The organism is uncultured Shewanella sp. (assembly GCF_947501225.1).
Taxonomy (GTDB): Bacteria; Pseudomonadota; Gammaproteobacteria; order Enterobacterales; family Shewanellaceae; genus Shewanella.
On the sequence record NZ_CANMUW010000001.1, the window covers coordinates 77522 to 92696 of the forward strand.

General features: G+C 46.6%; 12 protein-coding genes. 11 read left to right on the top strand and 1 reads right to left on the bottom strand.

Going from position 1 to position 15175, the window contains the following annotated elements:
- Positions 1–409: 409 nt before the first annotated feature.
- The 10 genes from Q1B47_RS00430 (at position 410) to dinB (ending at position 9605) form a co-directional block, all read left to right on the top strand.
- Positions 410–1744: a Na(+)-translocating NADH-quinone reductase subunit A gene (locus Q1B47_RS00430; RefSeq protein ID WP_299786893.1), complete on the top strand. Its 1335-nt coding sequence runs from the start codon at positions 410–412 to the stop codon at positions 1742–1744.
- Positions 1744–2943 carry an NADH:ubiquinone reductase (Na(+)-transporting) subunit B gene (locus Q1B47_RS00435; protein WP_299786896.1) on the top strand — a complete coding sequence of 400 codons (1200 nt, stop codon included), beginning with the start codon at positions 1744–1746 and terminating at the stop codon, positions 2941–2943. Before Q1B47_RS00430 ends, Q1B47_RS00435 begins: the two co-directional genes overlap by 1 nt.
- Complete coding sequence (locus Q1B47_RS00440) at positions 2936–3730, top strand: Na(+)-translocating NADH-quinone reductase subunit C (RefSeq protein ID WP_299786899.1); 795 nt, start codon at positions 2936–2938, stop codon at positions 3728–3730. Before Q1B47_RS00435 ends, Q1B47_RS00440 begins: the two co-directional genes overlap by 8 nt.
- Positions 3730–4362, top strand: coding sequence for an NADH:ubiquinone reductase (Na(+)-transporting) subunit D (locus Q1B47_RS00445; protein WP_126505797.1), 633 nt, complete (start codon positions 3730–3732; stop codon positions 4360–4362). The genes Q1B47_RS00440 and Q1B47_RS00445 overlap by 1 nt, the downstream gene beginning before the upstream one ends.
- A 5-nt stretch (positions 4363–4367) precedes the next feature.
- On the top strand, positions 4368–4976 hold the full coding sequence (nqrE, locus tag Q1B47_RS00450) for an NADH:ubiquinone reductase (Na(+)-transporting) subunit E (protein WP_299786915.1): 609 nt from the start codon (positions 4368–4370) through the stop codon (positions 4974–4976).
- Positions 4977–5021: 45 nt separating this feature from the next.
- Positions 5022–6269 carry an NADH:ubiquinone reductase (Na(+)-transporting) subunit F gene (gene nqrF / locus Q1B47_RS00455; RefSeq protein WP_299786918.1) on the top strand — a complete coding sequence of 416 codons (1248 nt, stop codon included), beginning with the start codon at positions 5022–5024 and terminating at the stop codon, positions 6267–6269.
- Positions 6270–6412: 143 nt separating this feature from the next.
- Entirely contained in the window at positions 6413–7429 is a 1017-nt protein-coding gene (locus tag Q1B47_RS00460; RefSeq protein ID WP_299786921.1) for an FAD:protein FMN transferase, read from the top strand.
- A 109-nt stretch (positions 7430–7538) separates the two neighbouring features.
- Entirely contained in the window at positions 7539–7760 is a 222-nt protein-coding gene (nqrM, locus tag Q1B47_RS00465; protein ID WP_299786924.1) for a (Na+)-NQR maturation NqrM, read from the top strand.
- Between the two features lie 194 nt (positions 7761–7954).
- Positions 7955–8137, top strand: coding sequence for a hypothetical protein (locus tag Q1B47_RS00470; RefSeq protein ID WP_299786927.1), 183 nt, complete (start codon positions 7955–7957; stop codon positions 8135–8137).
- Positions 8138–8522: 385 nt separating this feature from the next.
- Positions 8523–9605 carry a DNA polymerase IV gene (dinB, locus tag Q1B47_RS00475; protein WP_299786930.1) on the top strand — a complete coding sequence of 361 codons (1083 nt, stop codon included), beginning with the start codon at positions 8523–8525 and terminating at the stop codon, positions 9603–9605.
- A gap of 58 nt (positions 9606–9663) precedes the next feature.
- Here dinB and Q1B47_RS00480 read toward each other — a convergent pair whose 3' ends face one another.
- Positions 9664–11124 carry an aminoacyl-histidine dipeptidase gene (locus Q1B47_RS00480; RefSeq protein WP_299786933.1) on the bottom strand — a complete coding sequence of 487 codons (1461 nt, stop codon included), beginning with the start codon at positions 11122–11124 and terminating at the stop codon, positions 9664–9666.
- Between the two features lie 317 nt (positions 11125–11441).
- Between Q1B47_RS00480 and Q1B47_RS00485 the strand changes: the two genes are divergently transcribed.
- Positions 11442–12977, top strand: coding sequence for a leucyl aminopeptidase family protein (locus tag Q1B47_RS00485; RefSeq protein ID WP_299786936.1), 1536 nt, complete (start codon positions 11442–11444; stop codon positions 12975–12977).
- Positions 12978–15175: the final 2198 nt, after the last annotated feature.

The window sequence follows — 15175 nt, forward strand, 5'->3', positions numbered from 1 at the left end:
AAAAAATGAACTGTTAATGGTGTTTATTTGGTTAATTAATGAGCGGTTAAACTTAGGTTAAAAATTGTTTAAATTTTATCTATTTAAGGGGATTTAGCTCTTTTAAATTTCCGATAACCTTGCTAGGCCTGAGTGTTGAATTGCTTTAGTAGTGTCTGAATCAAATATAAATACTAAAGTGTGATCTGAACCATATTCTAAAAAACTTCATTATCCTCCTAAAACACTCACATTTTTCATGGCGATACCGTGATATTTGCGGTAAAATGCGCGCGAACAGCGTGATTGCGGTCGCATTTCTGTAATAAATCTGCGCTAGCTCAATGAGATGGGGTTTTTGATGAAGACTCGTCAAGTTTAGCTGGAACGCGACGCATTTTCTTTCCTTCATAACGTAGTGCTTGTGGATATGATTACAATAAAGAAAGGATTGGACCTGCCCATAGCAGGCGGACCAGAGCAAGTTATCCATAATGGCTCAGCCATTAAACATGTAGCTACTTTGGGTGAAGAGTATATTGGCATGCGCCCCACCATGAAAATTAAGGTGGGTGATAAAGTCAAAAAAGGTCAGGTTATCTTTGAAGATAAAAAGAACCTTGGAGTTAAATATACTGCTTTAGCCAGTGGCACCATTAAAGAAGTTAACCGGGGCGCTCAACGTGTACTTCAGTCTGTCGTCATTGCTGTGGAAGGGGAAGAGAGTGTTTCCTTTGCTAAGTATGATGCAGCACAACTGGATACACTGGACTCTCAGCAAGTTCGTGACAACCTGATTGAATCGGGTCTGTGGACGGCGTTGAGAACTCGCCCTTTCAGTAAAGCCCCAGCCGTAGATTCTACCGCTGCCGGCATCTTCGTTACCGCGATAGATACTCAACCTCTCGCTGCCGACCCTGAAGTGGTCATCGGTGAGCATAAAGAAGATTTTGCAAACGGACTTAAGGTCCTGTCGAGATTGACCGAAGGTAAAGTGTATCTGTGTAAAGCGCCCGGAGCCGATATTCCGGCTGCAAATGCACAGGTGGAAGAGTTTGCAGGCGCACACCCTGCAGGTCTCGCCGGTACACATATTCATTTCCTTCTACCTGCTTCAGTTAACAGAACTGTTTGGCATATTGGTTATCAAGATGTGATTGCTGTTGGTCAGCTATTTACTACCGGTGAGCTAAACACTCAGCGCGTAATTGCAATTGCTGGGCCTAAAGCGGCGAATCCGCGCCTCGTTCGCACTCAACTCGGTGCATCTACCACAGAGATCTCTGCCGGTGAAACAACCGATGGTGAAGTGCGTGTTATTTCGGGGTCGGTTCTTAGCGGTCGCACCGCTACCGGGCCACATGCCTATCTGGGACGTTTTCATCAGCAAGTTGCTCTCCTGGAAGAGGGAAGAGAGAAGGAGTTTTTCGGTTGGGCTATGCCAGGACCGAATAAGTTCTCTATTACTCGTTCCTTCCTTGGCCACCTTTCTCCCTCTCGTCTTTTCAATATGACGACGAGTACTGGTGGTTCAGACAGAGCCATGGTGCCCATCGGTAACTATGAGCGTGTAATGCCACTCGACATCCTTCCGACTATGTTACTTCGTGATCTGGTCTCGGGTGATACCGATGGTGCCGCTACTCTGGGAGCACTGGAACTGGATGAAGAAGATTTGGCACTGTGTACTTTCGTATGTCCGGGTAAGTATGACTATGCGACTTATCTACGTGACTGTTTAGATACGATCGTGAGGGAAGGCTAATGGGCTTAAAGCAATTTTTCGAAAATATTGAACCGCAGTTTGAGAAAGGCGGTAAATATGAGAAGTTTTATGCGCTTTTCGAAGCCGCATATACGGTGTTTTATACACCGGGTCAGGTAAACAAAGGGGCGACCCATGTTCGTGATAACCTCGACCTGAAGCGTATGATGATTATGGTTTGGGCCTGCGTATTTCCTGCTATGTTCGTGGGTATGTATAACGTGGGTCTTCAGGCTCAAGATGCATTGGTTGCAGGTTTTGCTGCTCCTGATGTTTGGCAGGTAAGCCTGTTTAGCATGTTTGGAACCGAGTTGAGTGCAAGCTCTACCTGGCCTACGCTCATGTGGTATGGCGCCTGTTTCTTCCTTCCTATCTACGCGGTGTCATTCGCTGTAGGTGGCGTATGGGAAGTCTTGTTTGCTTCGGTTCGAGGCCATGAAGTTAACGAAGGTTTCTTCGTAACCTCTATTCTGTTTGCGCTGACACTTCCACCTAACATTCCTTTATGGATGGTCGCCTTGGGTATCACCTTTGGTGTGGTCGTGGCAAAAGAGATATTTGGTGGAACGGGCCGTAACTTCCTTAACCCTGCGCTTGCCGGTCGTGCTTTCCTGTTCTTCGCGTATCCGCTAAGCATGTCGGGTGATACCTCCTGGGTTGTTGCCGATGGATTCTCCGGTGCGACAGCATTGAGCCAGGCGGCACAGGGCACACTAGAGTATGGATTTACTCAGGACTGGTGGGATGCCTTCTTAGGATTCATTCCTGGTTCAGTGGGTGAAGTCTCTACGCTGGCACTGCTGCTGGGTGGTGCGGTTATCGTCTATATGCGAATAGCTTCATGGCGCATTATTGCGGGTGTTATGGTCGGTATGATTGCCGTCTCTATGCTTCTGAATGCAATTGGTAGTGACACAAACCCAATGTTTGCTATGCCCTGGTACTGGCATCTGGTACTCGGTGGTTTTGCCTTCGGTATGATGTTTATGGCAACCGACCCGGTATCGGCCTCGTTTACCAACCAGGCGAAATGGAGTTACGGGATCTTGATTGGTGCAATGGCCGTGTTTATTCGTGTCATTAACCCAGCATTCCCGGAAGGTATGATGTTGGCCATCCTGTTTGCCAACCTGTTTGCACCGCTGTTTGACCATTTTGTGGTTCAGGCAAATATCAAGCGGAGGATCGCTCGTGGCTAGTAATAAAGATTCGTTCGGCAGAACTCTCTTTGTGGTTGTCGGTTTATGCTTTATCTGTTCGGTTTTTGTATCAACCGCTGCAGTATTGCTGCGACCTGTCCAGATTGAGAATAAATTGCTCGATAAGCAGAAGTATATTCTTGAAGCCGCTGGCCTTGTCGATACTAAAGCATCAAAAATCGATAAAGGTGAAGTGCTTGCTACATACGCTAAGTTTGTTGAAGCCAAGCTGGTTGACCTGAAAACAGGTGAATGGGTTGAAGGCGATGCAGATTCATTCGATGCCGATAAGGCAGCGCGTGACACGAAGACATCCTTCAAACCACAAAATGACGTCGCGTCGGTTAAACGTGTAGCAAATACCGCCGTTGTCTATGTGGTTAAAGATGAGCAGGGTAACCCTGAGACACTCATCTTACCGATTAAAGGTTACGGCCTCTGGTCAACCATGTATGCCTTCTTAGCTGTTGAGCCTGATATTAATACCATTAAGAGTCTGGTTTATTACTCATTTACCGGTTCCGGTGAAACTCCTGGTCTGGGTGGTGAAGTACAAAACCCTCAGTGGATGGCTAAATGGCACGGTAAGAAACTCTATAACGAGCAGGGAGAGTTAGCGATAAAGGTCACTAAGATCCCAGCTGTAGCTGCTTCTATCCATGGTGTTGATACCCTCTCTGGTGCAACCTTGACGGGTAACGGTGTTCAAAACTCATTAGATTTTTGGTTAGGTGAGGAAGGTTTTGCTCGCTTTATCGAGAAAGTTCGTAAAGGAGGGCTGAGCTAATGGCTAACGCTAAAGAACTTAAGGAGGTCCTGTCGGGACCAATCGTGAGTAACAACCCGATTGCCTTGCAGGTATTGGGTGTATGTAGTGCACTTGCTGTAACCAGTAAGTTGGAAACTGCATTGGTTATGACGATAGCATTAACAGCCGTTTGTGCCTTCTCTAACCTGTTTATCTCAATGCTTCGTAATCACATTCCCAGCAGCGTACGTATTATCGTACAGATGACCATCATCGCATCACTGGTAATTGTGGTCGACCAGGTACTGCAGGCGTATGCCTACGATGTGGCTAAGCAGCTTTCGGTATTTGTTGGTTTGATTATTACTAACTGTATCGTAATGGGGCGCGCAGAAGCCTATGCGATGAAGACGCCGCCAATGATGAGCTTTATGGATGGTATAGGTAACGGTATCGGCTATGGTGCTATCCTGCTGTCAGTTGGTTTTGTCCGTGAACTCTTTGGTAATGGTTCGCTATTTGGTGTCGAGATCTTGAGCAAGATTTCAGATGGTGGCTGGTATCAGCCTAACGGTCTGTTACTGCTACCACCGAGTGCGTTCTTCTTAATCGGTACGTTGATCTGGATCATCCGTACTATTAAGCCAGAGCAAGTTGAAGCAAAAGGGTAAGCGCGATGGAACATTATATTAGTTTGCTAATTCGCTCAATTTTCATCGAGAATATGGCACTCTCTTTCTTCCTGGGAATGTGTACATTCCTGGCGGTATCAAAGAAAGTGACAACGGCGATGGGATTGGGTATTGCAGTAGTTGTGGTACTGACAATTTCGGTTCCTGTTAACCAAATCATCTATCAGGGGCTGTTAGCACCGGGTGCTTTGGCTTGGGCTGGTCTTCCTGAAGCTGATCTAAGCTTCCTGAAGTTCATCACCTTCATCGGTGTTATTGCAGCACTGGTACAGATTCTGGAGATGGTGTTGGATAAGTTTTTCCCGCCACTTTATAACGCTCTGGGGATCTTCCTTCCGCTAATCACCGTAAACTGCGCAATCTTTGGTGCGGTATCATTCATGGTTGAGCGTGACTACAACCTGGCTGAGAGTGTGGTGTTTGGTATCGGTTCAGGACTTGGTTTTGCATTAGCTATTGTCTTGTTAGCTGGTATCCGTGAAAAGCTGAAATATGCTGATGTGCCTGACGGGCTGCGTGGCTTAGGTATTACCTTCGTTACAGCCGGCTTGATGGCCCTTGGATTTATGTCGTTTTCTGGTGTGTCCCTATAACAGGGGCCCACTGGGTCCCTATTTCGGACTTTTAAGGATAAGTTAATGGATATTCTTAAATCTACTCCACTCGAGGTCTACCTTGGTGTGAGTATGTTTACCGCGATTGTCTTAGGTTTGGTGTTGATCATTTTATTCGCCAAGTCAAAGCTGGTTAACAGTGGTGACATTACAATTGGTATCAATGATGATCCAGATAAAGGTATTAAGCTGCCTGCAGGTGGAAAGTTATTAGGCGCACTTGCTGAGAATGGTATCTTCGTTTCCAGTGCTTGTGGCGGTGGTGGTACCTGCGGCCAGTGTAAAGTACACGTTAAATCCGGTGGCGGCGACATTCTGCCGACCGAGATGGATCATATTACTAAAGGTGAGGCTCGTGAGGGCTGCCGTTTATCTTGCCAGGTAAACGTGAAAACCGATATGGAGATTGAACTCGAAGAGGAGATCTTCGGAGTTAAGAAGTGGGAATGTACAGTTATCTCTAACGATAATAAGGCCACTTTCATTAAAGAGCTTAAGCTTCAGATCCCTGATGGCGACTCGGTACCTTTCCGTGCCGGTGGTTATATTCAGATCGAAGCACCAGCCCATCACGTTAAGTATGCAGACTATGATATTCCTGCAGAGTATCGTGGTGATTGGGAGCACTTTGGTTTCTTCAATCTGGAATCAAAAGTCGATGACGATACAATTCGTGCTTATTCAATGGCGAACTATCCTGAAGAGGAAGGTATCATCATGTTGAATGTGCGTATTGCAACGCCGCCTCCACGTAACCTGTCGCTGCCATGCGGTAAGATGTCTTCGTACATCTTTAGCCTCAAAGAGGGCGATAAGGTGACAATCTCCGGTCCATTTGGTGAGTTCTTCGCTAAAGAGACCGACAATGAGATGGTATTCGTCGGTGGTGGTGCAGGCATGGCACCTATGCGCTCACACATCTTTGATCAGCTAAAGCGCCTAAAGACCAAGCGTAAGATGAGCTTCTGGTATGGTGCTCGTTCTAAGCGTGAGATGTTCTATGTAGAAGATTTCGATGGCCTGGCGGCTGATAATGAAAACTTTGATTGGCATGTTGCCTTATCAGATCCTCAGCCTGAAGATAACTGGGAAGGTAAGACCGGCTTTATCCATAATGTACTTTATGAAAGCTATCTGCGTGACCATGAGGCACCGGAAGATTGTGAGTTCTACATGTGTGGTCCTCCAATGATGAATGCGGCTGTTATCGGCATGCTTAAAGATCTCGGTGTCGAAGATGAAAACATCTTATTGGATGACTTCGGTGGCTAATCTGCTGTAAGAAGGCTAGAATCTGCTGCGATATTTGTTATCGGTTCAGAGAGTCGGAGGCGAGGGTGAACTCTTTCACATTCGCTTCCTATGACTCTTCCGGTGGCTCGCAAACAGAATAGTGATTAAGGATCCAGGTCAAAATGAAGAAGACCTTAGTAAACTGGTTAGCTCTTATCGGGCTAGCCTTTTTTGTTTCAGGCTGTACTCAGCCGACTGAAATCATATCGCTTTCGGGCAGTACCATGGGGACGACGTACCACATCAAGGTCGTTCCTAATGAGCAACTCCCTGAGGCCAACTTGCTGCAAGCCGAGATAGATCTGGCGCTGGAAAAGGTCAATGACCAGATGTCAACCTACAGGCCAGACTCAGAGCTGTCCCGCTTTAACAGGATGAGTCACGAAGAGACTGTTACAGTCTCGAAAGATACCGCATCTGTTATTGCCGAAGGGATACATCTTTATAAGGTTACCGGTGGTGCACTGGATATCACCTTAGGACCCCTGGTTAATTTATGGGGATTTGGCCCCGATAAACGCCCGACTAAGCTGCCCTCTGAGGCAAGCATTGCCGAGGCGAAAGCTAAGACCGGTATCGAGTATCTGCATCTTGACGGGACTAAGCTAAGTAAGACAAACCCTGATCTGTATGTGGACCTGTCGTCGATAGCTAAAGGCTTTGGTGTCGACATCGTCGCCGCTGTGCTGGATAAATATCGGGTTCCCGGTTATCTGGTCGAGGTGGGGGGAGAGTTAAGTGTATTTGGTCAAAAAATGGATGGCTCTCCCTGGCGGGTTGCCATCGAGCAGCCCGATGTCGATAATCGCGAGATACAGCAGGTGATAACCCCCGGCGATATGGCTGTTGCAACTTCGGGGGATTACCGTAATTATTATGAGGAGGAGGGACGTCAATTCTCTCACCTTATCGACCCGCGCGATGGTTTTCCTATCGATCACAGGCTGGCGTCAGTAACTGTGCTACACAAACAGTCTATGGTCGCCGATGGTTACGCAACCGCTATGATGGTGATGGGCACGCAAGCATCATTGGAGCTGGCTAAGCAGGAGGGCCTGGCTATCATGCTGATAGAGAAGCAGGATGACGGCTTCAAAGTATTATATAGTGATGCCTTTAAGCCATTTGTAGGTAAGTGACAAGAGTTCACATTTTAAGCGTTAATTGTGTGTCAGAGTGATAGCTTTAACGTGTTCTAAAGTGAATTGATGGTATAATGATCTAATCACGCTATTGTTGGAGTGCATAATGAGTACATTTATAGCGGCATTTGTAGTGTTACTGCTGTTTTTTTTATTAATGTCGATCGGTTATATGATTAAACGCACGGCCGTTGCAGGCAGTTGTGGTGGATTAGGCGCACTCGGCATTGAGAAGGCGTGTGATTGCGATGACCCATGTGAAAACCGCAAGGCTAAAATGGCCGAAGCGGAGCGCTTGGAAAAACTTAATAAGAATCGTATTCTTTAGTCCGCTTAAGTCAGCCACAATGAAGCACCTTTTTGAAGGTGCTTTTTTTATGCCCTAAACAGCTGCTATCCCTAATCTCTCCCTCAGGATACAAATTGATTCTTTATCGACCTCTGATTATCAGTGGGGTTCAGCTTTTGTTCAGTTACTTTCCTTATCCTTGAACCATATCTTGTTGCAACCGGGAGATGAAGATGATCAACACCGAACATGTCGAGAAGACTCACGAGAATGTTACTGAGTTAGTCATTCGTCTGAAGTTGCGTATCGAGTGCCTGGAACGTCAGCTTGAGCGCTCAGTCGTTTCCTCAACCTCCTCTAGCTCAGGATTTAAGTTAACCCGTGATGAGCTCAAGATGCTCCATGAGCAGTTTTAAACCCTTAGCGGGGTCAGGCTTGTCATGATGGATGGCGTTGACTCCGGTCGGTGAGGATATTGCCGGCTCTTCCGGCGACAGAAGCGGTGGTCGATTCACCATTGTTACCTTCAATAGACCTATATCTGGCTAAGTGGCCCGTCTGCATGGATATCGATTCGGGAGCTGGCGGCTCCTATCTTAATGCTATAAATCTGACTCGATAAATACCCAATATTTAGCCCATATTCCAGTGTTTGTTTGTGATGTGAGCAAGAGGCCATTGGCTACTTTCCCTATTTTGGGCACTTGCTCTTGAGTACTGTTTAAATATACAGTATCTTATCTGCAGATGCCTGACATCGATGTTGATGAGCCCGATATCTGTATTTCTGGAATAAGCTAAGTGAAGAAAATCATTCATATCGATATGGATTGCTATTTTGCCGCGGTGGAGATGCGGGATTTTCCCGAACTGAGGGGAAAACCTCTGGCCGTGGGAGGGCGGAGCGATCGCCGTGGCGTTATCAGTACCTGTAACTATGAGGCGAGGCAATATGGTGTTCGCTCAGCTATGGCCTCGGGTTATGCCCTTAAGCTCTGTCCCGACTTAGTTTTAGTTCCGGGACGCATGTCAGTCTATAAAGCGGTCTCGGCTCAGATCCGCGAGGTGTTTTCCCGTTATACCGATCTGATTGAGCCACTCTCACTCGATGAGGCCTATCTCGATGTCACCGACTGCACCTTGTGTCAGGGATCGGCCACCTTAATCGCAGAGGCGATACGTCAGGAGATATTCGAGCTTACAGGTTTAACCGCTTCTGCCGGCATTGCGCCGGTAAAATTTCTTGCAAAGATAGCTTCCGATCTGAATAAACCAAATGGACAGTATGTGATAACTCCTAAGATGATCCCGGCCTTTGTAAAGGACCTGCCACTTACCAAGATCCCCGGAGTGGGTAAGGTCACAGGGAAGAAGCTTGAGGATATCGGCTTAATTACCTGTAGCGATCTTCAGGCTTACCCTCAGAGTGCACTGATAGAGAAGTTTGGTAAGTTTGGTTCGGTATTGATTGAGCGGGCACAGGGTATCGATGCCCGTAGTATCTCCCCACACAGGGAGCGTAAGTCTGTTGGGGTTGAGACCACACTGGCTAAAGATATCTATAGCTTAGAGCAATGTCAGGCCGTTATGCCTCAGTTGATCCAGGAGCTGGGGAGCCGGATAAAGCGAAGTGCTAAGGAGCGCACCATACATAAACAGGTTGTTAAGCTTAAATTTAACGATTTTAAACAGACAACCATAGAGCATAGAAGCGATGAAGTGTCGGTAAAACTGTTTTACGACCTCCTCTCTCAGGCACTGGAACGTCAAAAGGGGAGGGGTATTAGATTACTTGGGGTTTCGGTTGGATTAGCGAGTGATTCCGATACAAAAAAGGAGCAAGACAATCAAGTGAGGGAGTCGCAGATGGACTTAGGATTTTAAAAAAGGCTTTTTTACAAGTAACCAGGCCCTAGGTTCTAGAACCTAGGGCCTGATAAACCTAACCTTTCTCTGGAATACGCTCCAGTACGGCTAACAGTAGCTGGTAATACTGGCCTACCGTTTCAATAAGCACCTTCTCATCAGGGCTGTGTGGGAAGCGAATGGTGGGGCCAATCGATACCATATCCATCTCCGGGTAAGGCTTCTTAAACAGACCACACTCAAGACCCGCATGAATCACCATAATCACAGGCTCTTTATTATAGATGCTGTCATAGGTTTCACGAACCAGTGCCATTACCGGTGAGCTGTTATCCGGCTTCCAACCCGGGTAGGTACCGCTGAATGCCACTTTGGCACCGGCCAGTTGGCTTAGGGCATTAAGTTGCCCTTCTACATTCTCACGGCCGGAATCTATCAGGGAGCGGATAAGGCAGAGCAGGGTAACACTCTCTTCACCTGTAGTGATCACACCTAAGTTCAGTGACGTTTCTGTCACTCCCTCAATTTCATCACTCATGCGAACGACACCGTTCGGGCAGGCGTGCATTAAGCTAATCAGACTGGATTGCGCTGCGGTACTCATCACCTGAGAAGCATTCGAGGTCTCGAGCAGAGTTAATGTTAGCTCCGGCTCAGTAACACTCAGCTCCTGCTTCAGTAAGCTTTCATAGTCGTTGATGGCTTGCTGTAGTTCAGCGAGTTTAGCGCCGCTGACATTGATTGTCGCACTGGCCTCTCTGGGAATGGCGTTGCGCAGAGAGCCCCCTTGAAAGTGGCTCAACTCGAGCCCCAGAGTCGTCGCATTATCGAAGAGGAAGCGTGCCAGAAGCTTATTGGCATTACCGCGACCCAGGTGGATATCTACGCCTGAGTGACCGCCGCGCAGACCCGCAATTTTAAGGGTCAAGGTTTGGCTACCCGCTGCCGGAGCCTGCCAGCTTATAGGCAGGGTTATCTCTCCATCGGCACCGCCGGCGCAACCCATGTAGATCTCGCCCTCTTGCTCTGAATCGGTATTAATAAGGATCTCGGCATCAAGATACCCCGCTTCCAGGCCAAATGCTCCTGTCATACCCGCTTCTTCATCTATGGTTAGCAGGACTTCAAGTGGTCCGTGAGGAATATCATCAGAGCCAAGAATTGCCAGGGCCGATGCCATTCCAATACCATTATCGGCTCCTAAAGTCGTTCCGGTTGCCTTTACCCATTCACCATCTACGTAGGGTTCAATGGGATCTTTCTCGAAGTCGTGTACCTTATCGGAGTTCTTCTGCGGCACCATGTCGATATGTGCCTGTAGGGCAACAACCTTACGGTTTTCCATGCCAGGTGTGGCGGGCTTCTTAATGATCAGGTTACCGACTTTATCTTCAACGATGTCGAGTTGCTTATCTTTGGCCCAGGCCTGAATGTGTTCGCTCAGCGCTTGCTCATGTTTTGACGGGTGTGGGATTGCACAAATTTGTTCAAACCACTGCCATAGGGCTTGAGGTTGTAATTGACTTAATGCTGTCACTGATGACTCCTCTTTTAATGTCGATGAGGCTAAAAATGACCATAGTCTACCACAGAGTCGGGGTTATCATTCTTACCACATGTCAGCAGTGAGTCCTGCTTGCCAAACTAAGTGTCAGTGAAAGTTGCCAATCAGAACGATTATTGCCGAAAGAGCTTGGCATTCTGGAGGGTTTGTGTGCATATTGTCCGGCCAAACTAGATAATTTTAGTCTCGGCAACTATTTAGAAAAAATAGGTTCGAGGTTATCTCTATTCGGCTCGGTACTCACTGCCCGCAATGATATCGATTTGATCTCACAAGCAAAAGGATGGTTCATGGTTCAAGTTAACTTTATTGATGTAAAAGATGATGATGCAATTTTTGAAGGCAGCGGTTGGGATGCACTCGTTGTCGTTGCGACCGATATCAGCCAAACCGGTTTCGATGAAGTTTCATTACTGGCCGAACACGGGGCTAAGGTAGATAAGCGTGTCGGTCAATCTCCCACTCTGTTGTTTGCCCCCGGCCTGGCTGGCGGACGGCTCATCATCTCACCGGTAAAAAATAGTGACGATGATGTCGAGGATGTGCGGATTTTTGCCGATGCCGCCAGAGCCGGTATCAGACTGGCTAAAGATGCCGGTGCTACTCGTCCCTTGATGCTGGTGTCTAAAAGTGCCGATCCAAGATATCAATCAGCCACAGAAGTTGCGGCTCTCGCCTGTGGTCAGGAGCTATGGCAGGCACTGGAACTTAGAGAGGCTAAAGGTGATCTTGGTGATTTTGAAGCGATCGGCTTGCTTAATTCGTCTGAAGCATCAGAGAGTGTGAATGCTATCGAGGCGGGTCGTATTCTGGCGAGAGATCTTTGTGGCACGGAGCCTGAGAGGATGTCTGCACCCGCATTCGCCGATTACTGTATTGATGCCTACCGGGACTCGGGCCTAAAGGTTAGTGTGGTAGAGGACAGAGATGTACTGGAGCGTGACTATCCTTTGCTTAGTGCCGTCGGTCGTTCCTCTTTTGCGGTATCCAGACATCAGCCCCGTGTGGTGAAGGTCGAGTACGTAGGGGAGGGAGAGATAGAGCGTAGCTTTTTCTTCGCCGGTAAAGGTGTGGTTTATGATACCGGTGGTGCAGATATTAAAGTTGCCGGTGGTATGGCGGGTATGAGCCGTGATAAAGGGGGGGCTGCTGCCGTTGCCGGTTTGATGAAAACCTTATCTTTGCTTAAGCCTAAAGGTATTCGCGTCGTTGCTGAGCTTGGCTTGGTGAGGAACAGTATAGGCAGTGAAGCTTTTGTGACAGATGAGATCATCACCAGTCATGCAGGTGTAAGGGTGAGAATAGGTAACACAGATGCCGAGGGGCGCCTTGTGTTGGCGGATCTCCTGTCTCACCTCAGAATACAGGCGGAAAAAGCGGTTAAGCCGGAGCTCTACTCGGTTGCTACACTTACAGGTCATGTGGTTCGCTGTTATGGTGGCTACACCGCGACGGTTGAAAATGCGGTTGCTAAGCAAGATGGCATTGCGATGAGCATAGCAAGTGAAGCGCAAGCATGGGGAGAGCCTGTCGAGCAATCACAGCTTCGCCGTGAAGACTTTGGCAAGATCATCGACCCATCAGGAGCCGCAGATATCCTATCTTCAAATAATGCCCCCTCTTCGGTTACTGCTCGTGGTCACCAATATCCGGCGGCATTTCTTCTGCGGGCATCGGGACTCAGTGCCAATGGTTGCATGTCGAAGATGCCACTTGCCTACACTCATATCGATATTGCCGGCAGTGCGACCGAGGGGGATCCACTATATGGTAAGCCAACGGCGGCGCCTTTAGTGGGTCTGTATAAACATATTACCAGAGCATAGATATAACGGCTGCAAGTGTCCTCCAATATTAAGGGGAGCACTTGCAGTGAGGAGGGGCTTCACTGGTGACATCTCTCCTTTTTAGCCAGGGTCAGGGTTTATCGTTTTAGTTATTCGGCATATCAGTGAAATTTTCTTTACCCATAGCCACCTATGTGGTCGCTGTTCAGTCTAAAAAGTACGAAAACTGTTGTAAACTTACGCTGATTTGCGGTTTTTGGGATTAAAATTAAAAAATACTTGTAATAAAATTACAGTTATCTTATAATTCTTCTCGTTGGTTAGGCAGTGAGCCTTCCATCACTAAGTCTATCCAGGATGGATAACTCTCCAGGGAATCGAGCGACGAGTTGACTCTGCCTTAGTTATTAACTGCTTACCTTCAGAGTTTTTAGGTAAGCTTGAGTAGAGTAATTTTATTACAACTTTGTTAGGAGTATTGACTATGTCTTATACCGGAAATCAGCACGTTTATTGGCAAAATACTTGGTTCTGTACCGAAACTTTGCGTAACGGCTTATTTGCAATGAACACTAAAGGTTAATCCTTTAAGGTTTACAGGGCTGACTACCCCTTTAAGTAGTTTCCATCATCCATCAACCTTAATCCCTTTTGGGATATTTAGACTCAAGTTGCATCTTGATCAATTGATCGATATGCCAGTGTAACTGCTAGCGTGGTAACTCTTTCCTTTAGGAACACTTGAAATTAGTCTTTGCCCGCTCCTTGAGCGGGCTTTTTTTTATCTGGTCTATACCCGTATTCCCCATTACGACTTCAACATGCAGCTCACGTTGCTTACTCGGTTTATCATCTCCGTGAATGCAACTGCTATGATGTTTCGTTTGTTGTAAAATTACAGTTTTTAGGGCGTTTTAGATTAAATTTCAGATAATACTTGTAATTTAATTACAGTTTAGCTATAGTTACTTCGTTGGTTAGGCAATGACGCCTTCCACCTCTAAGTCTATCCAGGATGGATACTTCTCCAGGGAATTGAGCGACAGGTTGACTCTGCGGCGAAAGCCAAGTTTAACCAGAGTATATTTTACAACTTTGTTAGGAGTAGTGATTATGTCTTATACCGGAATTCAGAATGTTTATTGGCAGAACACTTGGTTTTGTACCGATGCATTACGTGGTGGTTTGTACGCCATTGGTTTCAAGGGTTAACTACCCCTCAAGTTAGTTACCATCTATCGACCCTTATCCCTTTGGGATGTTCAGACTCAAGTAACATTTTGATTTTTTTATTGTTCAAAATGTTGGTGCAACTGTTAGCGCGGTAACTCATTCCTTTAGGAAAACTTGATTTAGTCTTGGCCTGCTCTTTGAGCGGGCTTTTTTTTATCTGTTCAAGGCTCAAATTAATCTGTCTCTGCGAAGAGATTCGCCCTAGAGAAGTCATGCATCTTCGATGCTTTATTATCACTCTCTATTACCTTCAAAACATCGAATTGAGACCTGCTTATCCGGCAGGTGTTCTCACTGATTATCGGAAGTGGGGAACGTTGATGAAGACAAGGTTGTCGTGACTTTCCTTGGTATAGGCAAGAATTCAGGTGAATAAACAGTATCTATATTAGGTGTTGTAAAATTACAGAACGGGGTCATTTTTCACTATTTTTAAAATAAATCTTGTAATTAAATTACATTTGAGTATAATTACTCTAGTTGGTTAGGCAATGACGCCTTCCACCTCTAAGTCTATCCAGGATGGATAACTCTCCAGGGAATTGAGCGACAGGTTGACTCTACGGCTTTTCTGTTACTTTGTTTAGTAGGTTGAGCCAAGTTTGACTAGAGTAATTTTATTACAACTTTGTTAGGAGTATTGACTATGTCTTATACCGGAAATCAGCACGTTTATTGGCAAAACACTTGGTTTTGTACCGAATCTTTGCGTGGCGGGCTGTACACCATGAACGTTAAGGGCTAACTAGTCCCTAAGTGGTTACCTTGGTCTGCATAGCTCTGACCCCTTGAGTCATGAAGACCGCAGATAACCTAGAGTTATCACTGTAACACCTCCCCCGGGGAGCACTTAAAAATTAGTATTGACCCGCTCATTGAGCGGGTTTTTTTTGTCTTGCGCCCATTTATTAAAACTCCGATACCTGTCACATAGCCCTATTCCTATTGCGCTAGCCTCACTAGAGTAAACCCCCTATAATCGTCGAAATGTAAATAGATATTGG